Origin of the sequence: Methylophilus sp. 5, assembly GCF_000515275.1 — a bacterium.
Classification (GTDB): Bacteria; Pseudomonadota; Gammaproteobacteria; order Burkholderiales; family Methylophilaceae; genus Methylophilus.
Genome location: NZ_KI911560.1, coordinates 424733 through 446479 on the forward strand (window position 1 = coordinate 424733; position 21747 = coordinate 446479).

Genomic DNA, 21747 nt, shown 5'->3' on the forward strand with positions numbered 1-21747 from the left:
ACCGTTGCGCATGCAGCTCACTGCTGCCAACGGTTGTTTAACCTTTTTAACCACGGGTGATGGGCAAATGTCAGCCACAAAAACACCAGCCATAAGCCACTCGCCGCACAAGCCAGCCATGGCCGCAAGTCAGTGTCTGCCCAGCGCCAGGCGGTCATGCCCAATTTGGTTGCCCAGTCAGCGCCTTGTTTGCCCTGCTCAAGCCGCACATAAGGCAAACCGGTTTCGGCAGATAAGCGTTGCAGATTGCCTTCATCCAGCGCAGATAAATGCGCGTTACTCAATAATGCATTGCCGGGGCCATGGCCGCCGTTACGATCATGCTGCCCTTGCTCCATGGCCAGCACTGACAAGGTCTCGGCCATGCCAAAATTGCCAAAGCGCTGCACTTCTTCTTGCTCCCAATAGCCAGCCACCGCATTTTTTTCATCCAGCTTAGGAATCTGGCTGGGCGTTGGTCTACCCATCCCTACCAGGTAGCCTTGCACCTGGCCTGGCTTGCCGGCAAACTTGGGCATATAGGTGGGGTTGGCTGGCGGGGCTTGCTGACCATCGGTAAAAAACATCACCCGCATCTGCTTACCTAACGCAGGTGCTTGTTCCAGCGCATTGTATAAGCCATGCGCAATAAATGAGTCGGCCGCCCAGGCCATGCGCCAATCCATACTGGCAACGGTTTGGTCCAGCGCGGCAAAGTGGCTGCACACTTCTACCGGCTTGACCACATTGACCGTATTCCGCTCGGTAAACATCCCCAGCGCCACGCGCGAGCCACAAGGCAATGCCGACAATGCCTGGCGTATGCTTTGTTTGGCCATTTGCAAACGGCTGTGGCTGTTGCCTGCGGTCGTATAGCTCTGTATCGTATAGTCCTGCACATTCATGCTTTGCGTGATATCGACCACAAAATACCAGTCATAGACGCGATTAGGCAGCGACAAATGCGGGCGAAACAAAGCCGCGGTTAACAACACACACAACAGCAACACACTGCGCCTACGCCAGGCCTGCGCATTTTTCAAACGCCAATGCTGCATCAAGGCATGCCTCTCGGGTTGCCCGGCATCGCAGGCCAGCCACTCGGCTGCTCTTCGGCTTTAATCTGCTCATCTTCATATTGCTGCGGGCCAGACATGCCATGCGTGGTGGGTGCTAATCGCAATGCCAGGTGATAGTTGTATTTTGCCTCAGACCAATAGGGGTCTATGCGCAACGCTTTCTGGTAACTTTCTTTGGCCAACGCCACCAACGGCCCGGCTTCATCCCAGGCGGGCAAGCCACGTTGCTCCAATAAGCGAATCGCCGTGCGTAAATACACATTGCCAGAATTAAAATAGACCTGCTTGCGTAGCGGATTGTCGTCTGACAACTGACTAATCAATATTGCATACTGCGTTAAGGCCAGGTCTGACTTGAGCTGACGGTCATAAAATACCGCATTGGCAAACAGCGCTTGTGGCGTCTGGTTGGCGCCTAAGAATGTGTGCTCTACCAGCACATGCGGCGCCAAACTATGCCGATACACGGCCGATTGATAAAGGCTGACAGCCTGTTTGAGCAGCATGGCGACCGCTAGCAATGCGAGCAGCACGGCCCATGGCCAGCCTCGACGCATCATCGTGGTTAAGGGAATCTTCAGGCTTGCCATTGTTTGAGCTCCAGTTGCACCATGCCCGCCAACATGAACGCCGCCAGCCATGCCAGCCAATAGGCGTATTGACTTAAATCCTGTCGTGAAACCGGCTCAAGATAGCGCGTGGGTTTATTTTTTAATTTAGCAATATCGCGCACGGCGGCCTTCACCGCTTGCGGGTTTTCAGCCTCATACATGCGATAAGGCACATTCAGGGTCTGAAAGTACTCATGCAATGCCACTTCTGGGTAGGCATCAATATTTTCACCGTCGGCCAGGTTCTGCTTAAGGCTCACTCCATTGGCAGAGCGCAGATAGATCCAGTACAACGCAGCCTTTTGGCGCATAAACATGGCGCGCAACATGTCCTGTGTTTTGCCATCGAGGTGAGCGCCGCCATCCGACACCAGCACAATGGCGCGCGCGCCCGTCACCGGCTGGTCGGCAAAATAATCCAGTGCCATGCCAACCCCGCGCGCCACTGCTGTAAAGCCCATGCCGCCCGCCTCAGTGGCGTCCAGCGCGGCCTGCACGTAAACGCGGTCATTACCCAATGGCGCGGCCAAAATGGGCGAGGTACTAAAGGTCACCATGCCCATCAAATCATCGCGCCCCTGGGTCACCAATGACTTCAGCACCTCTCGTGCCACCTGCATTTTTGGCTGTCGTGTCTGCGCATCCCCCTTGCTCACAAATGGCTCATTCATGCTGGCGCTGCGGTCGAGCACAATCATGACATGGGCGCCGCGACCAACCTTCTCCACCATTTGCGCGTACAAAAACGGCTTTGCCAACGCAACGCTCAAAGCCACAATCAGCAGACTCAGGGCAATTTTCCAGGTGCGTTCCAGCCAGACTGACAGCGGGTCTTGCGGCAAGCCCTGCAAGGCCGGGTGTAACAAGTACTGTTGCCCGCGCAACACCCAGGGCAATAATGCCAACGGCAATAGCAACAACGGCCAGCCTTGGCTGATGCCCCAATAAGTACCCAGGCCGGTGGCTGATGAAAGGGATTGCCCCCACGCTGACCACATGGTTAAGCAAGCTCCAACTGACTCAATTGTTTGGCCAATTGCCTGAGAGAGACCAGTGACAGCGTCGCTGGTTGTCCGGCAAAGAAAACCTGTTGCACCTCACCGTAAAACGACTCTAATGCTGGCTGATAAGGCCACAGGGCTTGCGTAGCAAAGAGTAAGCGCGGCAAGTTTTCAGCGGTGACCGCATGGCCTGCAAACTGGTCCATGGCATGTACAATCAGGCGCATGGCCTGCAAACTTGCCGCAGGTTGTGCCGCATCCAGCGTGCGCATCGCCCGCCAGGCCAGGCGAAAAGGCATGCGTTTTTCTTGTGGCAGCTGAATCCAGCCCGCCACCCAAGCCAGATAAGCCAAAGCCAGCAACAGCAAACCAACCCAGCCAGCCAGTGACCATAATTGTGGCGCCAGCGGCCAAGCAGGCATGGCTACATCCGGGTAGAGCTGCACATGCGCTTGATCAATGCGCGCAGGCAACAGGCTGGATACAATCACTTTGTCGGCAGGCACATCCACCGTCAGCTGTTGCTGGTCATGTTTAAACACCAGATGCAGCTGTTTAAGCGGCATGATTTTGACGCTGTCGCCTGCGACAAAAATCTGCCAGTCGATGTCTAGCCGGACCAAACGCTCGCCATTGACGTCTTCGCTGGTCCAATGCGCTTCACGCAGCTCGATGGCCTCATTTTGTGCCGGGGCGGGCAAACTAGCAGGGTCCAGCTCAAAGCCTGGTGGCACATGTACGGTCACATGCTGTTTGGCAATGCTACCCAGGGTGTAATCCACCTCGCGGGTGACGCTTTCAGCGCGAACATGCTCGGCAGTGGCCGCCATGGCCGATGCGCTCAATCCCCCACACACTAATAGTGTGTGCAACAAAACGTTCACTAGCGCCGTCATGCCATTGTCTCCATCAAATGTCGGCTGACCGTTTCGGCACGCCAGTCCGGGCCTAACCACAAGGGCGCACGCGTCCCGGCGTTCACTAGCAAAGCATTCAAGGCCTGTTGCTGTTGTTGGGCATGGGCCTGAATGCGTTGATGCAAGCCGCGACGCAACATCCAGCTACGCTCCGCGCCGCTTTCCATGTCGCGAAACCTGGCCCAGCCAAAGGCAGGCAAGTCTTGCATAGCGGCGCGGTCGCGCAATACCACCGGCACCACATCGTGTGGTTGTGCGGCTTTGAGTGTGTGTTGCAACAAGGCTTCTGGCCAGTAAAAGTCAGAGATCAAAAACACCAGTGCCCGCTGTGCGCCGATAGACTCAATCGCGGCAGGTATCGCCGTCGCGCCTTGCCCTTGTTGCTGACCTTGCGCCAAGGCCTGCTGCCAATAAGCACCCAATTGCTGCGACACTTGCTGCGCAGTGCCAGGTTGCACACTGGGCATTCTCAATAAACTTGCCTGCTCTCTATCATTGGCGGCGCGCAAACCGAACGCGTCACCTTGCCGCGTCACTGACCAGGCGAGTGAGGCCACAAACTCGGTGATTTGCTGGCGCATACTATTTGCGGCTTGCGCGGTGGCAGGCTGAAAAAACAATGAACTGGAGACATCGAGCACGGCATAGACGTGAATCGCGGCACGCTCTAAATAGGTTCTGACCAGCCACTGCCTGGGCACACTGCGTACGCTGGCACGAATATCAATCCGCTTCGGGTCGGGGCAGGCCAGCAATGAAGAAAATCCGGCAAAATCGCTGCCATTGCCATGATGCGCAGTGAGGGTAGCCCCGGCATGGTAGGTGCGGGCACGCCAGTGAATATTGTAAAAAAACTGGCGCGGCTCAAATGGCAGCGTTTGCTGCAATAAATTGCTAGAAACCATCACTTAAGCATCCATTAAGGCGCAGAGACCTTATCCAGCACCGCTTGTAGCAACAACGGCGCCAAGCGCGCATGCTGCAAGGCATAAGCACCATTAAAAAACACGCGGTGCGTTACCACAAATGGCCACACCGCACGAATATCGTCCGGCGTTAAATAATCGCGGCCTTCCAGCCAGGCACGTGTGCGGGCGCTACGCATCAGCATCGCCATGCCACGCGGGCTGGCCCCACCGGCCAACAAACGGCTCATATCTACGTCTGGCAGCACAATCCCTGCCGCCAGCGGGTCTTTGAGGCAACGCCATAGCTCTACTGCATAGTCTTGCAAGGCTAGCTCTGCGCGCACCGTAATTTGCACCGTCGCCGCCACTGCATTGAGCTGGTCATAAGGGGTCAGCCCGGCAGGCAACTCGCCAATCAGGGCATCCACATCGTAAAAGCGCGTATCAAACATCAGTGCGCGTTGCAGATCACGCGCGTCCGGCGCCTGAATCGAAATTTCCATTAAAAAGCGGTCTCGTGCCGCTGCTGGAATTTCAAACGTTTCCTCACGCTCCAGGCGGTTTCTATCTGCAAACACGGTCAAATGCGGAAAATGATATTCACGGTTAAACGCATTGACTGAGCGCTCGGCCATCAAGCGCAAAAACAAAGCATGTGCTTGTGGCCTGGCACGGTTAATTTCGTTAAAAAAGAACACTGCCAGTGCCTCATCATGCTGCAACAAAGGGCCAGGTTTAACGGCGGCCTGCCCTTGCTCGTTGATATAGGCATGATAAAGAAAGTCACTCGGCATCAGGTCAATGGCACCTTCAATACGCTGGTAGCCACCACCCAACAGTTGCGCCGCTGCACGCAACAACGTGGTTTTGCCAACGCCAACATCGCCTTCGAGCAGCACGTGGCCGCGCGAAAAAATGGCCATCGTGAGTGCTCTCACCTGCTCGGGCATGCCGAGCACGACCTGGTTTAAGGCCTGCTCAAACGCCAGCGCGCGCTCACGCCACACCGACAACTCTATTTGTTTTTGCATACACTATCCATGATTCAGAATGAAGCAAGCCACTACCGACTGTTCACAGTCGGCACCGGGTTGCCACATCAACAAGGGAAATGAAACTGACACCGGAAACGATGTCAGTTTCCTGGGGGGAATTAAGATTACTTCACGTCAAACACGAAATTGCCGTTGGATTTTGCATTCGCAATACGTTTTGCATTGCGTGCGTCCATCGCTTTAATGGACTCCTCTTGCTTGTTGAGTTCTACCGGATCATGTTTTGGGTCATATTTGGAACCCGCAATTTTTTCCGGATAGCCGGGTTTGGCTTCCCAGCAGTTACCTGGCTCTTTACAGTTTTGACCGTCGTAAGCCAGAGCCTGATTGGACACTGCAAACACACTGGCGACTGCCAGTAATGCCAATACGTGTTTCATCACTTTCTCCTTCATTCCACATTAGCTGGTGTATTGTTTTCAATTAACGGATTGCCCACCAGCCTAACAATCCGATAATGGGATTAACCGTGTGGCGCAGCGCCACCGTTTTTGAGGTTTTCTTCGGCCTGATGACGAATCCAGGCAATCACATGCAAAATTTCGTCCACGGTCATACGGCCTTGTTGCGGGCCCATCATGCCGGCAGCACCGCCATAAATGGTTTCAAAAATGCCTTTATCGGTCTCGTTTTTAGGGTAGGTCCAATAATCATCCGCCAGCGCAGGGCCTAGCTTGCCTTCGGCCAGATGGCCATGACAACCGGAACACGCAGTCGAGAAAATCGTATAGCCTTTTTTGATTTCCGCATCGTTGCCTTTGTATGGATTTTCACCGGTGGCCATAAAGTGCTTCGCTTCCGGCGTAAAGGTTTCGCCTTCCATCGGCGCCAGGTCCAGCACATCGCCCGACAGCGTGCCGCGGAACTCGATTGCCGGGCCGTCTTTCAGCGCCAGCTGCGCCGGTGCCTGCTTGGCAGCGCCATCGGCGTTAGCAGCAGACTCATCTTTGGCACAGGCCACCGTCAGAAAAGCCGCCATCACCAGGCTAGAGACGCCCAAAGCCATGGCAAGTTGTTGTTTCAGGCGGCGCGATTGCGGTTGTTGAGATTCTTTCAATTCAAACTCCAAACACTTGATTAATTAAGAGGAAGCAAAGGGATGCCTTCATCCTTGAGGATGGCAGTAATTTCAGCCCCGTTTGCATCAATGACACGATTCAGCGCCTCTACCAACTCAGGGCGTTGCTTGTTCACCCCCATCACCACGTTGTAATGCATGGGGATTTTTTCGCCATTGGTTTTTTGTGCGTTGTCTTCTACGATCACTGTTTTGAGCGGCACTTCAGATGCACGCACATAGCGCGCTGCTTCTGGTGCCCATAACATCGCCATGTGCAAATGCATATTGGCCACATCGTTTACTAGGCGAGAAGGCTCGACATGGACGTAACGGTTACGGGTAGATTGAAAATTCTGGATTTCAGTAAAGTAATCAAACATGTCGTCAAAGCGATTAATTTGCAGCAACATGTTTTTGCCCGGGCTGTCCGGCATCACACCAATGCGGAAATTCTTTTCTTTCAGATAAGGATGATCCCAGGCGGTCACATCAATCTCACGGTCCTGGCGGGTGATAAACACATAGGCAGAACGATAATAAGGTTTGGTTGCCAACACGCGTGGATCATGGGGGTCTGTGCCGATGAGCACATCGCACTTACCTTCTTCCATGTCTTTTTGCAGCGTGAGCGGATTGGTCCACCAGAAGTAATTGACAGGCATATTCAAGGCCTGGCCAATCACCGTTGCAATCTTGTTTTCAAAGCCTTGTTTTTGGTCATTTGAAAACGGCAGCTCGGATTTACCGGCACAAATATTCAGTGTATTGGCCGCCAGCGCAGGCAAGGCTAAAACGCTGAGCGCCACGGATAAACACAGGGTTAACCACGTACGACGATTTTCTTTCACTTCAGGAAACATTTGCTCTCTTCTCCGTGCTAGAGAACAGGATGACCGACCATCCTTGCGGTTGACGGCCATCCTGGTCACTTACATCAACAGGTTCACTGCATGAAATTACAGGCTGAACACCATCAGGCCACCGCCCATTTGTGTGTGGTTTTGCAGTTCTTTGAACGCACCAACCGCACCCAAACCAGCACTTGGGTCTGTCAGGTCAAACACCAGACCAACACCAGGCCAGCCTCCTACACCGTACATGCTGCCAACGTACTGCTTACCTTTGAAGGAGTAAGTCATTGGAGATCCGATACCACCGGAAGGCATCTTGAAGTTCCACAACTCTTTACCGTCTTTGTTATCCAAAGCCTTCAGGTAACCGTCAAGCGTTGCATACCAAACCAGGCCACCTTTGGTGTACAAAGTACCGCCCCAAGCCGCGAATTTCTCCCACTTGGTCCATTTTGCTTTACCAGTGGTCAGGTCAAATGCACGAATCTGACCCATTTCTTTCTTGGTTGGGCCGTTAGGGCCAGGGTACATCGCCAATGTTGCGCCAACGAAGAACTGACCAGCACGGTATGGCAGCATGAACGGCTCCCAATCCATACAAATGTGGTTCAGGCCAGCATACAAAGTACGGCTTTCAGGATCGTAAGAATCAACGCCCTGGTTGTGGAAGCCCATCGCTGATGGACAAATGTTGGTACCTTTATGGTCCATACGGGTTGCAAACTCTGGATCACGTACTGGTGTACCGGTTTTCAGGTCCACTTTTTTGAATACGTTAACCGCTGGGTCCACTTTTTCAGCCACCACCAGGTTGCCGTTTTCACGGTTCAGGGTGTACAAGATACCGTTACGGTCGATATGGCTCAGCAATGGCGTCATTTTGCCGTTGACTGGCTGGTCGGTCAGTACCATCTGGTTCACACCAGCAAAGTCCCACTCGTCATGCGGCGTCTTTTGGTAGCCCCATTTCGCCATCCCTGTATCCAGGTCACGACCCCAAATGGTCATGGTCCATTTGTTGTCACCAGGACGCATGGTTTCGTTCCATGGTGCAGGGTTACCTGAACCGTAGTAGAACAGGTTCAATTTAGGATCGTATGCGTACCAACCCCAGTTTGTACCGCCACCAATTTTCCAGGCATCGCCTTCCCAGGTTTTTGTACCCAGGCCGAATTGACCATAGTGTGGATTGTCTTTGTTGAAGTCTTTAGACAGACGCACAGAGTCATCAGAGCCCGTAGCAAATGCACGCCATTTCAATTCACCTGTTTTCAGGTCGAATGCGTTCACAGCACCACGTACACCCAGCTCAGCACCAGAACACCCCATCAACACGGTATCTTTCGCCACAAAAGGCGCTTGTGTCAGTGTTGAACCCACTTTTGGATCACACACTTCTACTTCCCAGTTGATTTTGCCGGTTTTGGCATCCAACGCCAGCAAGTGACCATTGGCTTGTTTTTTAACAATTTGACCCGCACCGTAAGCTAAACCACGGTCAACCACGTCACAGCACATTACTGCCTTGGTTGAAGCATCTTGCTTAGGTTTGTGTTGCCAAACAATTTTGCCTGGATCGTTAAGATTCAGAGCATAAGTGTTGTTTGGGAACGCAGAGTGGACATACATCATGTCACCAATGACTAATGGCGCACCTTCGTGACCATTCAATACACCGGTAGAAAATGACCAGGCCGCTTTTACGTTTTTAACGTTGGATTTGTTAATTTGTGCCAGTGGGCTATTGTGCTGGCTGTAATAGCCACCCGTTGCGATTGGCCAAGCACCGGCGGTATTCACCTGCTTGTCCAAGTCCGCATCTGCCATGGCTAAGCCAGAAAAACTTGCAAACAAGCCTCCGACCAAAGCACCAAGAATGGCGCTAGATGATGTTACTTTCATAGGATCTCCTAATCTCTCAAGAATGCGTTTTACGTGGTGTCGTGGACATCCCCCCGAATGCCCCACTGCACGACCGAAATTGTTAATAATTTGTAACATTGGTAATAGATGAAAGATTCCCTTTCATTGGTTCAAGAATTCATTTGTGCAAACTAGCCAACAACGGGAATCTTTCACGTCGTATTGAAAAGGGATGTGGTCTATAGTGACGCAGGTTTACACAGGGCGGGCGCAATGTGCCTGCTGCAACAAAGCTTCATAAAGCGTTTAGTCACTCCAGTCATGCATTCTTATCAACGATCTATGCCAGTCATTGCTGCTATTCACAAACTCGGCAAATTAAGCCGGGCCAGTCAGGACACGCTCATTGTGATGACGGGCGTGGCGCTGACATTTGCCTGCTCGTCGCAATTTGACCTGGCCGAGCGGGTCAATGCCTGGCTATTAACTTATGAATACGCACAACTGGACGAAGTACCGCTCACCTTGTTTGTATTTGTGTTGTTGAGCGTGTGGTTCAGCCAGCGCCGCATGCGGGAGATTCATGCCGAAATTCAGCGTCGGCAACGCACAGAGGCGCAATTAAGCAGTAGCCAGCAGCTCTATAAAACATTGTTTGACGGCGACCTGACCGGCAATGTCGTGCTGGATATTGATGGCAATATTGGTATGCACAATCGTGCGTTTGATCGTATCTGCCGCCCGACCAGCGATCATAAAAACGCCTGCGGGCTGTTTTCGTTCGACTGGCCAACGTTTGTCTCGCAACTGCAATACCACCAGGAGCTCAACTTCAACAAGCTGCAAATCCGGCGGCCAGATGGCCTGCCCTGCTTTGTCGGCGCGCGTTTTGTGCATGTGCCGGCAGCAGATCGCAAACCGGCACAACTGCATGGTTACCTGGTAGACATGACCGAGCAGTGCCTGGTGGAGCTCGACTTAGAGCGCACGCTCAAAGAAAACCGCGTGCTGGCCCGCCACGCCATGCAAATGCAGGAGCAAGAGCGCAAATATATTGCCAGCGAAATTCATGATGAAACTGGCCAATACCTGACCGCCATCCGCATGGATGCACTCACCCTGCAAAAAAGCAGCCCCGATCAGGCGCATGTGATTGCGGTGAGAATTGCCTCTAATACCCAGCATGTGCAGCAGTCCATACGTGCGTTAATCAAGCACTTGCGGCCACCGGCACTCGACTCGCTGGGGCTGATTGGCGCCGTTGAGCGCCTGGTTAATGACTGGAAAAAACTCAATGTGTCTGTTGACTGCCACCTGGCGCTAGACACAGGCGAACAGACTTTGAACGAAGACACCAATATTGTTGCCTTTCGGGTCGTGCAAGAAGCGCTCACCAATATTTCGCGCCATGCCCATGCCAGCGAAGTCTGGATAGATATTCACATCATCAAACGCCTTGATAAAGCCACGCTAAAAATTGAAATCCGTGACAACGGACAAGGCATGGATACCACGCAAGCCACCGAAGGCGTCGGGCTGGTCGGCATGCGCGAACGCATAGAATCGCTGCAAGGCAGCTTCAAACTCATGAGTGGCGTGCAAGCAGGCACCTTGATTACCGGCCTGTTGCCACTCAACTTGAGCAAGCAGGCGCGCCCTGCCTCATCTTTATTATCAGACCCGGGAGTGAACGACTATGCAACACCCTAAATGGTTAAGCCTGATTGCACTTGTTGTGCCTTTACTGGCGGCGCCGTTGTCACTGCTTGCAAAAGACCTGCAAACAGAAGAACAACTGTTTTTACAAGCCTATAGTGGTCAATCGCGCCAGTTTGTCGAAGAACAACTAGGCAAGCCAGTTAAAAAAGACGTCGCAGTCAAACCGCACAATGCCGATCAGATTTTGCAGGCACAACAGCAAGCGGCACCGGGCGCTGGCGAGCAGATTGAAATGTGGTATTACCGCGGCAAAATCCAATATGCGCCAAGCAAGTTTTTTAATACCGCCGAGCTCACCTTTGCCAATGACAAATGCGTGAACATCACCTTTGCTAATAAAAAGTAAGGCGCACGCAAACCGATGGCAAAAGTAATGATCGCCGATGACCACGCCATGCTCAGGCAAGGTCTGCGCACCATGCTGGAGCAAGCCAATCACCAAGTGACAGCGGATGCGCTGAGTGGCGAAGAGGCTTGCCTGCTGGTTGAAAAAAACCACCCTGACCTGTTGATTTTAGACCTCGACATGCCCGGCATAGGTGGTCTGGAAACCTTGAAGCGTATATTGCATCGCAAGCCGCAGATGCGGGTGTTGATTTTTAGCATGCATGATGACTGCATCTATGCCACGCGCGCCATTCAGGCCGGTGCGCGCGGCTATGTGACCAAAACTGAGCCACCAGAAGTGGTGCTGGAGGCGGTGCAGAAAATCCTCAAGGGCGGGCGCTACATTAACAACGAGTTGGCGCAAAGCTTATCCATGTACCATCTAGAGAGCCAGGAAAACCCGATCCAGAAACTATCACCGCGCGAGTTTGAGGTATTCCGCCGGATTGCACAGGGCGAAGCGCTGGCAGCCATCGCCAAGGGCATGCATATCGGCTATAAAACCGTAGCTAATATCCAGACCAGTGTCAGGCAAAAGCTGGGGGTAGAAACCACTGGCCAGGTGGTCCATATTGCCGTGCGCTTTGGCATTATCAAAGGCCTGTAGCGGCAGCGCCTATCATGATTTTAATCATCGCCCGCAAAGAACTGCGCAGCCTGTTTGCCACCCCCATGGGCTGGCTGGTGCTGGCCATTTTTCAAGCCATTGTTGGCACTTATTACAGCCTGAGTTTTAACCAGTATTTTGAAATCATGCACAGTGCGCAATGGCAGGTGCAGCGCATAGGCATTACCCAGTTTATGGCCGAAGGCGTGTTTGGCGTAGCAGCAGTCTTAATGCTGTTTGTGGTGCCACTGGTGAGCATGAAACTCATCAGCGAAGAACGTAAAAACCAGACCATGGCCCTGCTCATGAGCGCCCCTTTAAGTATGAGCGAGCTGATTCTGGGCAAACTGCTGGGCATCGTCAGCTATTTGAGCCTGCTGGTTGCCAGCATGGTGGTCATGATTGCCATGCTGTTACCGTGGGCCGAAATTGACCTGCCGTATCTGCTCACACATGCGCTTGGGCTGTGGCTGCTGATGGTGGCTAGCAGTGCACTCGGGCTGTATGTCTCTTGCCTAACCGCCAACCCGATTCTGGCCGCTTTTTGCAGCATGACGGCGCTGGCCATCTGCCTGTTGCTGGACAAGTTTTTTAGTGACGATCACCAGGCGTTGTTTCACAACCTGTCACTCATGCAGCATTACCGCCAATTCGCACTGGGCATTCTCGACAGCTACGACCTGATATTTTTTGTGCTGTTTGCCGTGTTTTTTGTGCTGCTTTCTATTCGCCGTCTCCATGCTGACCGACTCTATGGCTAACACTCTTCAGGCGCGCCGCCTGTCATTCGCACGCACCGCATTCAAGCGCCTGGCAAACTGGTGGCACCATCGGCTAGCCGTGCCTGCACTCTTGCTATTGACCTTAGCGCTAGGGGCGGCGGCCTGGCAGTTTAAGGTCATGGCCGACACCACACATAATCACCGCAATACGTTGTCAGCAGCCAGCATACAGGTGCTACAACAATTGCCAGACCGCATAGAAGTCACGGCATTTTGCAGCAACAGCCCCTACAAAGGCCGCTATTTCAGAAAGTCGATTAGCGCCTTGCTACAGCGCTATCAATCTGTGCACCCCAACCTGCAAGTGCAATTTATAGACCCGGCCAGCGCGCCCACCCTGGCGCGCGAGTGGCAGATCAAAAAAGAAGGCGAAATGGTCATTCGCTATCGCGGACAACAGCAACACCTTTACTTACCCTACACCGAAGAAGCCTTCACCAACGTGCTCTTGCAACTGCAACACGGTGCGCGTGCACCGCTCATTTTTGCTGCTGACAATGGTGAGCCCGCTTTGCAAGACAGCTCGCCGCAAGGCGCCAGCCAATTGGGGCAAGCCCTGCAAGCCGCCGGATTACGCACGCTCAGCGCCACATCGCTGACAACACTGCCTAACCAACAGGCATCGTTGCCCACCTTGGTGCTGGCCGGGGCAACCCACGCCTATACGGCGGCACAAAACAAGGTGATTCAAGCGCATATTGATCACGGCGGCAACCTGGTCTGGCTGCTGGACACGCCGCAACAACAAGGATTAGACACCCTGGCCACACAGCTAGGCTTCACGCTTAGCCCAGGGCTGATTATTGACCCCGCCAATCGCCAGTTTGATATTCCGCTGCATGCCTTGAGCACCCAGCGCTATGCCTCACAAGGCCCGACCCAGGACTTTGCCCTGCGCACTTTTTTTGATAGCGCACATGCCATTCAACGCCCCCGCCAGGCCGGCGACGCATGGCGCACACTACCGTTGGTCGCAGTGGCTGACCATGGCTGGGTCAGCGCAGCTTACCAGCCGATGCAACCAGCCAGCCAAGCACTATTTAATCCGAAAACCGACACCCAGGGCCCGGCCACCGTCATGCTGGCATTAGAAAAAGACCGTGCAACCGGCGAGCGGCAACGGGTGCTGATCATAGGCAGTCGCCAGTTTTTCACCAATGCGCAGTTACAGCGTGGTGGCAATCTGGCGCTCGGCATGCAAAGCCTGCAGTGGGTTGTCAATAATCAGCCGAGTGTGAGTTTGGCCGCGCCCCCGTTACGAGACAGCGTGATTGCCCTGCCTGCCACGCAAACCTGGCTGATGGTGTTGTTTAACAGCTTTCAATTTGGTCTGCCAGCCATGCTGTTATGGGCAGGCTGGCTAAGCTGGCGCAGAAAGCAGCGCGTTTAAGCAATGTGTTTAAAGCAATAACGCTGTTGCCATAGGCACTACAGCCCATATTATTTTTGCAATAAAAAACCCCGGCATCGCCGGGGTTTTCGCAAGAACAGTGCCTGAATTACAAACCAGACAGTCCTTTTTCGATCGCCTGATTATGGTGCGCTGGCTGCTCGGTGGTTTCAGACACAGGTGAAGCCACAGCTGATTCCGGTTTGGCCTCAGCAGGCGCTACCGGCGCGGTGGTTGCGCCACTATCCAGCGTCAGTTTTGAAAAGTCGCCGTAAAACTCTACTTTGGCATCTTTACGCAAGGTAGACACTTCGTTTTTAATCACCGTTTGCTGATTAGAATTCACCAAAAACTGTTGAATCACTGGTTTAGCTTTTTCCAAATCCACCGGTTGACGATCAACCTTGGCCAAGAACAGCAACACCAGCGCCTGTGGGCTCTTCACCACCAGCGTATCGCCCGCTTTCAAGGTATTTAGTTTTTTCAGCAGCTCTAATGGCAATTGTTCTGCGGCTTTGCGGCTGGCATTTGCGCTAAACAGGTAGTTATTGTCTTTTAACCACTTGGCTAAATCATCGGCCGTTTTCGCAGCGCTGATACCAGCTTCAATCTCGCTCACATGCTGGTTGCCATCTTTAACAGCAAACTCCTGAATCACATACACATTACGATCACTGAATAACTCAGGATGCGTATCGTAAAACTTCTTGATGTCATCGGCTGATGGTGCCGCTTGTTTGGCTGCGATCTTTTGCATGTAAGCCTGCGCCAACACTTGCTGCTTGGTGGCTTCCAGCACCTGCAATACATTCGGATCACGATCCAGCTTTTCATCGACAGACTTCTGCTTGAGCAGCTCCATGTCGACCATTTGCTGCAATACTTTTTCAGACGCAGCCTTGATTTGTGACTGATCCAGCTTACCCAGCTTGGATAAGGCAAAATTCAATTGATGCACGGTAATTTCACTGCCATTGACCTTGGCCACCACTTGCGAGCCTGCTTTGGCAGCGTCATCATGTTTACTACATCCGGCCATCACCAGCATCAGTGCTGGCACAATTAATGCGATTTTTTTCATCATCACCCTTTAAATATTTTGGTATTTTTTGTGTTCTGTTGCGACAGTACGCCCCACTCATTACGGCTTACTTGCGACGAGTCTTGAGCACTCATTGCTCCAAAATTCAAAACACATGCTAACACACTCTGGTTACCAGTACTGCCAGTGACCGCCATACACCACCCATAACCCAAGCACGGCATTGGTGGTCACGTGGGCCAGTATTGACACCCAGAGCACCTGAAATCGACGGTATAACCAGGCATATACCAATCCGGCCAACAGCCCGGCTAACCAGAGCTGATGTTCCACTGCAAATAATACGCTACTTACTGCAATTGCATAAGCGGTGACGGTAGCAGGCACCACTGACATAAAGTCAGCACTATCCAGCCTGCGCATCAAATACGCACGCCAGAACAACTCTTCGATCACCGGCACCACCAATGCCGAGCCACTCCAGCGGCACATTAACCAGAACACATCAGCACTACTTTGCATGGGCATCGCAGCGACAATACGCCCGTCATGCCCCCCCAGCCAGGTAGGGTAAGGGATGATCCAAAGTAAAAATACCAGCCAGCCAGCCAGCAACGCAGCCAATGCCTGATTAAAAGTGGGGGTGACGCGCAGCTCGAGGTAGTCGCGGCGAAAATACAGTAACAGCAACAGTGCACACACACTGCGCAGCAAATAAGTCGGTTCGGCACCGGCACCCAACCAGGTCAATGCAGCGGCCAGCCATGGCTCTAGCGCCAACAGCAGAATAAAACCGACGAACGGAAAAATGCGGGCACGCTCGTGCCGGGTAAACCAGGAATCCAATAACGCAGTCATCATGCCAGCCTATTCTCAAAAAGCATAAGTGCCTGACTTAAAAACCGTCAAGGTGACGCTATTGTATCAACTTTATTTTCCAGTAGTTGCGTCTGCTTAGCCTGCAAAATATTTTCTAGCTCGACCCGCTTGAGCTGAAAAAACGGCTCGGCACGCATCACCCGTTGATAAGCGCTGGCATCTGCATACAGGCCGACCAAATCATGCCCATAAGCATATAAGCGACTATTTTTTTCTTCGCAAGACAACAATTGCTGGTGCGCCGTACCCACCTTGGCCACCAACCCCTTACGCTGGTTGTCATTCATGTCGAGGTCAGCTTTAGCCACTTTCAGCTGCTGCTCGGTGGCTTCTAGCTGTTGGGATTGCGCGGCCAGTTGCGCTTGCAACTGCTGCAACTGTGCAGATAAAGCCGTTTTTTCTGTCGCCAGCTTCTGGTTATCCGTCTGTAACTGTTGATTACGTACAACCTGGCCTTGCAGCTTCACCGAATGCGTTTTTTGCGCGCTCTGCGCCTGATCCAGTGCCTGAGACAGGCCTTGTTTCTCCTGCTCAAACTGCGTTTGCAGCGCCGACTTCTCAGCCTCCAGATCCTGTTTCATCTTTTGCATTAAGATCGCCGCCCGTTTGGCTGCTTTGTCCTGCTTTTCGGCGGCAGGGGCATTCAAGTGCACGCTTAACAGCATAGTACCCATCATGATCACCAGAATCTGTTTCATCATGCCTCCTAGAACCTAGCATTCAAATCTAATAGCAGCACGTCGACCGAGAAAGGCAAGCCACTAATCGAATCTGCACTCATGTAACGGCCGCTGATCCAGGCATTTTTATCAATGGCATAGTTACCATACACATACCAACCTTTGGCATTGGTGCCGCCCAACCTAAAGTTGGAATCAGTAAAGCCATCCATGACCGCATCTGCCTCCAGGCGTTTATAGCCGACTGACACTTGCCACTCATGTGGCATCACGTTTTGCACGTACGGCCCCATAAAACTGTTATTGCCCACATCAACCCTGAAGTTATAGCCTTCATTCTCTTTTTTATAGAGATTACCAGTCCGCTTGAGAATTTCCTGTTGGTCAAAGCCAATATTGCGCACATAGTCACCAGTCAGCGTGACATGTACCGGGTCAAAGTTCATTAAATCCACTTGCGCCATCAGGTTAACCAGCTCAAACTTGGAAGCCAGGCCGATGATAGAGGTGCCCCCATTAGACTCGTTGATATTAAAGGTATTGTTACCACGCTGACGCCAAATCGGTGCAGTCGCATCGTAATAGTTTTCCCCGGTCACAGGGTTCGGTCTACCCTCAACATTGGTGAAATCGTGATAGGCCACTGCAATCTTTGCAGAGGATTTGTTATCCGCGGTCCACTTAATGCCGGTTTGCGCCGAATACAGCCATTTATCTTTTGCCTTGTTGATTGAAGAAGACTCGACTTCTTCAATCGGGAATGCGCCCACCGTGGTAAATGAAGACCAACGTTCATTGATTTTTGGTGTAAACGTGGCTGCAAAACCATCAAACGCCAAGTCAGGATCCCACAACATATCGGTAAACATAAACGGGTTGCCAAAACGGCCGCCAGTGACGGTTGCCCAATCGGTTAGTTTTGCCTGCAAGAAGGCGCGATCGAGCGTAAACAGGTATTTGCCCTGTGCAATGCCTTCAGTCTGATTCGGTGTCACAGGCGTATTTTGCTGCCCGGTGACAAACTGCAAGCCACCCGTCAACCAATCGTTAATACGCACATCAGCAGCCAAACGCGCACGTATCCTGGAGCGGCGGCGCTCTTCACTGGAGTTATTCAGGTTCATGGCGCGCGTAGGGTCGTCGCTCAACGCCTGGAAGTCGGCATTATCGCCAGGGAACTCATCGGCCTGGCCACGCAAACGGATATCACCGTGAAAGCTGATGCGGTCAATCCACTCAGGGACGCCAAGGCGCTCGCCTGCTTTATAGTTGAGCTTCTCCATCACATCATGCTCAATTTCCTCGCGCATGGCCTGCTTCACATGCTGTGGAATATATTGCACGCGCACGGTTTTTTCATCCAGTGCTTTATTCACTTCAGACTTCACATTGTCTTGCAAATCGGCTTGCTTAGCCTCGGCACTGGTCGCCTCTAACTTGGTGGCGTCAGCCTTGGCCTGTTGCAATAAGGCATCGGCCTTTTGCTTGGACAACACGCCTTCTTGTACCAGCAGTTCGATCAGGTTGGTCGTCGTGGCCCGCAATTGCTCCAGCGATTCGCGCTCTCCGGCCTGCAGATTCCCCGCGGCCAGTAAGGGCGACAACAGCCAGATAGCCAGTGTCATTTTCTTTAATGATGGTTTGAGAGTCTGCATATCCTCACTCACAGTGTTATGGTTTGTCACATTGATATGTGTATTCATGAATTAGCCCATTTTCTTTGCCGTAATCCGCAACCGGATAGGCATAGGCATACTTTCAGGCGGTGCTTCCTGCATCGCCGGTAAATCATTCAAGGCTTCCCGTATGCCTTGCTCAATTTCGGGCGTCGTATCTGACTGCTCAACAGACAGCCGTTCAAATTGCCCGTTGGGTTTTAACCAAACGCTGACCACGATCTTGTATTGCCCCTGAGTCAGCTTTTTATCGCGCTCAATCGCGCGCTCAATCTGTGACTTCACTAGCCCCGCATACCAACGAAACTTGACGCCGCCATCTGAGCCTATCGTTGCCACCGCACCGCCTTTGTACTCATTGTTTACTGCCCCGGCCTGAAACGGGCTAGGGCCATCCCCGGCCGCGCCTTCCATTTTCAGATTTTCGGCCGGGGGTGTTTCTGCTGGTTTTGGCTCAGGGGCCTTAATTTCCTTAGGCTGCTCTTTGGGCGTTTCCTTAGGCTGCTCTTTTGGCGGCGGGGGTGGCGGCGGGGGTGGTGTATCTGGCAATAACTTCACTGTGGTGATTTGCTTTTTATGCGTCGCACCGCCTGAAAACATTTTTTTAATGCCATAGCCAATGCCTGCCAACACGGCGAGCACCAGTAACGCAATGGCAATGCGTGTCGTCCATAAGCGTGTGGCAGACACCGGTGTTTCTTCTGCCATGGCATCCATGTCATGCAATGCCATGCTTATGTCCCTATCTTGCCGGTCACTAAACCGACATTTTCAATTTGCAGACGGTTGACCAGGTCAATCACGCCGATGACGCCAGCATATGGCGCCTGTGGCTGGCCTTTGATCATGACGTTGAACTTCGGGTCCATGACCTTGGCCTGGTTAAGCTGTGCTTCCAGCTCGGCCAGGCTCACGCCCACACCATTAATGGTGAGCGTGCCGCCCTGCTGCACCTGCACGATTTTGATGTCGTGTTTTTCGGTGCTGGGTTTGTTAGACGGCTTGGGTAAATTCATGGTCAGGCCTTGTACACCCGCGGTCGTCATCAAAATAAATATCACCAGCAGCACATAGGCCAGATCGAGCATGGGCGTGATGTTGATGGTGTCGTAAGGTTGGGCGTCGTTTTGAACCTGCATGGCTTACTCCACCACTTTCTTCGTCACCAGGCCGACTTCGGTGATGTCCAGCCGTTTACAGATTTCCAGCACTTCGGACACCTTTTCATAATGCGCAGCGGCATCGCCTTTAAGCACCACCGGCACCTCGGGGTTGCTGCTTTTGTAAGCGGCCAAGCGTTGCTCCAGCTGTGCCATGTCGACCGGAAACGCATCCAGGTAAACACTGCCATCACTGGTGACGGTGATGGCCCGCATTTGCGGTTTGGCCAGCGCGGCAGAGTTCACGGTATGCGGCATATCGACTTTGACGCCTTGCACTGACGCGGTGGTCATGATGATAAAAATCACCAGCAATACGTACGCCAGGTCCAGCATGGGCGTAATATTGATTTCATCGTATAGCTGGTTCTCTTCTTTGACGCCTTCTGACATCGCTTAAGCCTTATTCCTTACCGTACAATTCGGCGGTACGGGTAATGAATTCATCGACAAAAATCTGCATGGCGATGGTGATGTTTTTGACGCGGCTAGCCAGGTAGTTGTAGCCAAACAAGGCCGGAATCGCCACGCCCAAACCTGCAACCGTCGCTAACAAAGCCGCCGCAATACCAGGCGCAATCGCGTTCACGTTAACGTCACCTGCCGCCGCAATCGCCGCAAAGGTAATCATCACGCCGACCACCGTGCCTAGCAGGCCAAGGAAAGGCCCCCCAGAAATCGCAATGGTCAGCAATACCATCAGGCTGTTCAGGCGTTGCGTTTCACGTACCTGGTCAGCATCCACGGCCGCTTTAATCGCATCAATCGAGGCACCGCTCAACTGCACCTTGCCGTCATGCTCACGTTTTTTGATTTCACGTAAACCAGCTTTGTATAAACCGAACAGGTTGGAGTTTGCATAAGCCCCGCTCTTGTCCAGGTCTAATAAGTCCTGTGCAGAGGCTTGCTGAAAGCGTTTTAGAAACAAGGCGTTGCCTTTATCCGTCAACACCACCAGACGCGCTTTGCTAAACATCACCCATACGCTGATAAAAAACATCACCGCCAGAATGCCAATCACTACCTTGGCGTCCATCGTCAGGCTGTCGATCAAAATGCCCATGTAGTTAGCTTCACCGCCCTCGCCCTCTTCTTCACCATCGGCGGCGATGACTTTGACCATGCTGGCATCTGCGCCTTGAGATTTAGCCACCAGAGTCAGCCAGGCGGGACTACGTGCCGTGGAAGCCAGTTGCAACTCATCTACTTCTGCATTCAAGTTTTGCCCTAAAGTGAATTCCGCGTTCGCCTGCGCATCGCTCGCTTCCACTTGCCCAGCCACTTGACCATTGACATACACAATAGCCTGACCCGCCTGGAATACCACGGCAAGATGCTGCCACTGGCCAGCCTTCAACTCACCAGCTTGGGTGCTGGCAGCACCAGCATGTAGCGCCAGGGCGCTGCCTTCTAGGGTTAACTTCACGTTACCACTTTTGAAAATCTCAGCAGTTTGTGGCAAATTGGCCGGCTTCAGCCAGACAGACCAGGTCATGCCATTGGCCAAGACTGGTTCAGCTGGCAAGGCAATCGTTAACGGGCTGTTGCTTAAAGTGGCACTTTCGGCAATCAAACCCGCTTTTTGCACCACTGCATTGCCTCTTGCGGTCAATTGGGCAGGACCACTGTCTTTGAGCAACGCGTTATCGGCAAACGCAAAGCGGGCCAGTAAAGCCGAATCATTCAGGGCTTGACCATCACTGACCGATTTGGCACCTTCGTTACCGGTATACAAGCTGATCGCCAACTCTTTATTAGCGGCAGACACTTGCGGCAGCACAACCCAGGCCACGGCCAGCTCGTTGACAGCATCATATTTTTCAAGTGAGAACTTGAGTTCTGTCTTGTCATCTGCGGCGATAAAACGCAGGTCAGCGCCGTCTACATTGGCACCGGTAAAATCAAAGTTGCCAGAATGCAAACGGATTAATACAGGCGCCTGATTCACTGCCTCTTTAATATTGGCGGTTTCTATCGAAATTTTTTGTTGTGTCGCCCAATCGGCATTCCATGCTGCCATGACTGTCGTAGACAGGCTGAGCCCTAATAATCCAACCAATAAACCAAGTGTTTTCTTCATAGCTTCGCTGACGAGTTAATT

At 52.6% G+C, this 21747-nt stretch carries 23 protein-coding genes; 5 read left to right on the top strand and 18 right to left on the bottom strand.

Features of this window, described 5'->3' with window-relative positions; genetic code table 11:
• Positions 1-17: 17 nt before the first annotated feature.
• From METH5_RS0101850 to METH5_RS0101895, 10 genes are all read right to left on the bottom strand, one after another.
• On the bottom strand, positions 18-1037 hold the full coding sequence (locus tag METH5_RS0101850) for a vWA domain-containing protein (RefSeq protein WP_051412810.1): 1020 nt from the start codon (positions 1035-1037) through the stop codon (positions 18-20).
• A complete protein-coding gene (locus tag METH5_RS0101855; RefSeq protein WP_029146902.1) occupies positions 1037-1648 on the bottom strand; it encodes a hypothetical protein in 612 nt (203 codons plus the stop codon). Before METH5_RS0101855 ends, METH5_RS0101850 begins: the two co-directional genes overlap by 1 nt.
• Positions 1636-2667 carry a VWA domain-containing protein gene (locus tag METH5_RS0101860; RefSeq protein ID WP_029146903.1) on the bottom strand — a complete coding sequence of 344 codons (1032 nt, stop codon included), beginning with the start codon at positions 2665-2667 and terminating at the stop codon, positions 1636-1638. Before METH5_RS0101860 ends, METH5_RS0101855 begins: the two co-directional genes overlap by 13 nt.
• Before the next feature lie 2 nt (positions 2668-2669).
• Entirely contained in the window at positions 2670-3566 is an 897-nt protein-coding gene (locus METH5_RS0101865; RefSeq protein WP_029146904.1) for a hypothetical protein, read from the bottom strand.
• Positions 3563-4492 (bottom strand): DUF58 domain-containing protein, encoded by a 930-nt coding sequence (locus METH5_RS0101870; RefSeq protein WP_051412812.1) that lies wholly within the window; start codon positions 4490-4492, stop codon positions 3563-3565. The genes METH5_RS0101865 and METH5_RS0101870 overlap by 4 nt, the downstream gene beginning before the upstream one ends.
• Positions 4493-4506: 14 nt before the next feature.
• The gene (locus METH5_RS0101875) at positions 4507-5526 is read right to left on the bottom strand and encodes a MoxR family ATPase (protein ID WP_029146906.1); all 1020 of its coding nucleotides are present in this window, start codon (positions 5524-5526) and stop codon (positions 4507-4509) included.
• 128 nt (positions 5527-5654) lie between these two features.
• Positions 5655-5930: a methanol dehydrogenase [cytochrome c] subunit gene (locus METH5_RS0101880; protein WP_029146907.1), complete on the bottom strand. Its 276-nt coding sequence runs from the start codon at positions 5928-5930 to the stop codon at positions 5655-5657.
• A gap of 83 nt (positions 5931-6013) precedes the next feature.
• The gene (moxG, locus tag METH5_RS0101885; protein WP_029146908.1) at positions 6014-6607 is read right to left on the bottom strand and encodes a cytochrome c(L), periplasmic; all 594 of its coding nucleotides are present in this window, start codon (positions 6605-6607) and stop codon (positions 6014-6016) included.
• A gap of 20 nt (positions 6608-6627) precedes the next feature.
• Positions 6628-7470 carry a methanol oxidation system protein MoxJ gene (moxJ, locus tag METH5_RS0101890; protein WP_029146909.1) on the bottom strand — a complete coding sequence of 281 codons (843 nt, stop codon included), beginning with the start codon at positions 7468-7470 and terminating at the stop codon, positions 6628-6630.
• Positions 7471-7566: 96 nt separating this feature from the next.
• On the bottom strand, positions 7567-9363 hold the full coding sequence (locus tag METH5_RS0101895; RefSeq protein WP_029146910.1) for a methanol/ethanol family PQQ-dependent dehydrogenase: 1797 nt from the start codon (positions 9361-9363) through the stop codon (positions 7567-7569).
• Positions 9364-9666: 303 nt separating this feature from the next.
• Between METH5_RS0101895 and METH5_RS0101900 the strand changes: the two genes are divergently transcribed.
• The 5 genes from METH5_RS0101900 to METH5_RS0101920 are packed head-to-tail and all read left to right on the top strand — an operon-like array spanning position 9667 to position 14209.
• Positions 9667-11034 carry a histidine kinase gene (locus METH5_RS0101900; RefSeq protein ID WP_029146911.1) on the top strand — a complete coding sequence of 456 codons (1368 nt, stop codon included), beginning with the start codon at positions 9667-9669 and terminating at the stop codon, positions 11032-11034.
• Positions 11021-11389, top strand: coding sequence for a hypothetical protein (locus METH5_RS0101905; protein ID WP_029146912.1), 369 nt, complete (start codon positions 11021-11023; stop codon positions 11387-11389). The genes METH5_RS0101900 and METH5_RS0101905 overlap by 14 nt, the downstream gene beginning before the upstream one ends.
• A gap of 15 nt (positions 11390-11404) precedes the next feature.
• On the top strand, positions 11405-12037 hold the full coding sequence (locus METH5_RS0101910) for a response regulator transcription factor (RefSeq protein WP_029146913.1): 633 nt from the start codon (positions 11405-11407) through the stop codon (positions 12035-12037).
• Between the two features lie 14 nt (positions 12038-12051).
• Complete coding sequence (locus METH5_RS0101915) at positions 12052-12798, top strand: ABC transporter permease (RefSeq protein ID WP_029146914.1); 747 nt, start codon at positions 12052-12054, stop codon at positions 12796-12798.
• Entirely contained in the window at positions 12791-14209 is a 1419-nt protein-coding gene (locus tag METH5_RS0101920; RefSeq protein WP_088177779.1) for a DUF4350 domain-containing protein, read from the top strand. Before METH5_RS0101915 ends, METH5_RS0101920 begins: the two co-directional genes overlap by 8 nt.
• A gap of 109 nt (positions 14210-14318) precedes the next feature.
• Here the strand turns inward: METH5_RS0101920 and METH5_RS0101925 are convergent, their stop codons facing one another.
• From METH5_RS0101925 to METH5_RS0101960, 8 genes are all read right to left on the bottom strand, one after another.
• Complete coding sequence (locus METH5_RS0101925; RefSeq protein WP_232410899.1) at positions 14319-15293, bottom strand: EpsD family peptidyl-prolyl cis-trans isomerase; 975 nt, start codon at positions 15291-15293, stop codon at positions 14319-14321.
• Between the two features lie 129 nt (positions 15294-15422).
• Positions 15423-16112: a CAAX prenyl protease-related protein gene (locus tag METH5_RS0101930; protein ID WP_232410900.1), complete on the bottom strand. Its 690-nt coding sequence runs from the start codon at positions 16110-16112 to the stop codon at positions 15423-15425.
• 44 nt (positions 16113-16156) lie between these two features.
• The gene (locus METH5_RS0101935) at positions 16157-16831 is read right to left on the bottom strand and encodes a hypothetical protein (RefSeq protein WP_232410901.1); all 675 of its coding nucleotides are present in this window, start codon (positions 16829-16831) and stop codon (positions 16157-16159) included.
• 5 nt (positions 16832-16836) lie between these two features.
• Positions 16837-18513 (bottom strand): putative porin, encoded by a 1677-nt coding sequence (locus METH5_RS0101940; protein ID WP_232410902.1) that lies wholly within the window; start codon positions 18511-18513, stop codon positions 16837-16839.
• 3 nt (positions 18514-18516) lie between these two features.
• Positions 18517-19218: a TonB C-terminal domain-containing protein gene (locus METH5_RS0101945; protein WP_029146920.1), complete on the bottom strand. Its 702-nt coding sequence runs from the start codon at positions 19216-19218 to the stop codon at positions 18517-18519.
• A 2-nt stretch (positions 19219-19220) separates the two neighbouring features.
• The gene (locus METH5_RS0101950; protein ID WP_029146921.1) at positions 19221-19625 is read right to left on the bottom strand and encodes a biopolymer transporter ExbD; all 405 of its coding nucleotides are present in this window, start codon (positions 19623-19625) and stop codon (positions 19221-19223) included.
• Positions 19626-19628: 3 nt separating this feature from the next.
• Complete coding sequence (locus METH5_RS0101955; RefSeq protein ID WP_029146922.1) at positions 19629-20039, bottom strand: biopolymer transporter ExbD; 411 nt, start codon at positions 20037-20039, stop codon at positions 19629-19631.
• 10 nt (positions 20040-20049) lie between these two features.
• Positions 20050-21726, bottom strand: coding sequence for a DUF2341 domain-containing protein (locus METH5_RS0101960; protein ID WP_029146923.1), 1677 nt, complete (start codon positions 21724-21726; stop codon positions 20050-20052).
• Positions 21727-21747 lie beyond the last annotated feature (21 nt).

Coding starts and splice junctions, on each gene's coding strand:
- METH5_RS0101850 (WP_051412810.1), bottom strand. CDS start 1,037: ATGCAGCATTGGCGTTTGAAAAATGCGCAGGCCTGGCGTAGGCGCAGT.
- METH5_RS0101855 (WP_029146902.1), bottom strand. CDS start 1,648: ATGGCAAGCCTGAAGATTCCCTTAACCACGATGATGCGTCGAGGCTGG.
- METH5_RS0101860 (WP_029146903.1), bottom strand. CDS start 2,667: ATGTGGTCAGCGTGGGGGCAATCCCTTTCATCAGCCACCGGCCTGGGT.
- METH5_RS0101865 (WP_029146904.1), bottom strand. CDS start 3,566: ATGACGGCGCTAGTGAACGTTTTGTTGCACACACTATTAGTGTGTGGG.
- METH5_RS0101870 (WP_051412812.1), bottom strand. CDS start 4,492: ATGGTTTCTAGCAATTTATTGCAGCAAACGCTGCCATTTGAGCCGCGC.
- METH5_RS0101875 (WP_029146906.1), bottom strand. CDS start 5,526: ATGCAAAAACAAATAGAGTTGTCGGTGTGGCGTGAGCGCGCGCTGGCG.
- METH5_RS0101880 (WP_029146907.1), bottom strand. CDS start 5,930: ATGAAACACGTATTGGCATTACTGGCAGTCGCCAGTGTGTTTGCAGTG.
- moxJ (WP_029146909.1), bottom strand. CDS start 7,470: ATGTTTCCTGAAGTGAAAGAAAATCGTCGTACGTGGTTAACCCTGTGT.
- METH5_RS0101895 (WP_029146910.1), bottom strand. CDS start 9,363: ATGAAAGTAACATCATCTAGCGCCATTCTTGGTGCTTTGGTCGGAGGC.
- METH5_RS0101900 (WP_029146911.1), top strand. CDS start 9,667: ATGCCAGTCATTGCTGCTATTCACAAACTCGGCAAATTAAGCCGGGCC.
- METH5_RS0101905 (WP_029146912.1), top strand. CDS start 11,021: ATGCAACACCCTAAATGGTTAAGCCTGATTGCACTTGTTGTGCCTTTA.
- METH5_RS0101910 (WP_029146913.1), top strand. CDS start 11,405: ATGGCAAAAGTAATGATCGCCGATGACCACGCCATGCTCAGGCAAGGT.
- METH5_RS0101915 (WP_029146914.1), top strand. CDS start 12,052: ATGATTTTAATCATCGCCCGCAAAGAACTGCGCAGCCTGTTTGCCACC.
- METH5_RS0101920 (WP_088177779.1), top strand. CDS start 12,791: ATGGCTAACACTCTTCAGGCGCGCCGCCTGTCATTCGCACGCACCGCA.
- METH5_RS0101925 (WP_232410899.1), bottom strand. CDS start 15,293: ATGATGAAAAAAATCGCATTAATTGTGCCAGCACTGATGCTGGTGATG.
- METH5_RS0101930 (WP_232410900.1), bottom strand. CDS start 16,112: ATGATGACTGCGTTATTGGATTCCTGGTTTACCCGGCACGAGCGTGCC.
- METH5_RS0101935 (WP_232410901.1), bottom strand. CDS start 16,831: ATGATGAAACAGATTCTGGTGATCATGATGGGTACTATGCTGTTAAGC.
- METH5_RS0101940 (WP_232410902.1), bottom strand. CDS start 18,513: ATGAATACACATATCAATGTGACAAACCATAACACTGTGAGTGAGGAT.
- METH5_RS0101945 (WP_029146920.1), bottom strand. CDS start 19,218: ATGGCATTGCATGACATGGATGCCATGGCAGAAGAAACACCGGTGTCT.
- METH5_RS0101950 (WP_029146921.1), bottom strand. CDS start 19,625: ATGCAGGTTCAAAACGACGCCCAACCTTACGACACCATCAACATCACG.
- METH5_RS0101955 (WP_029146922.1), bottom strand. CDS start 20,039: ATGTCAGAAGGCGTCAAAGAAGAGAACCAGCTATACGATGAAATCAAT.
- METH5_RS0101960 (WP_029146923.1), bottom strand. CDS start 21,726: ATGAAGAAAACACTTGGTTTATTGGTTGGATTATTAGGGCTCAGCCTG.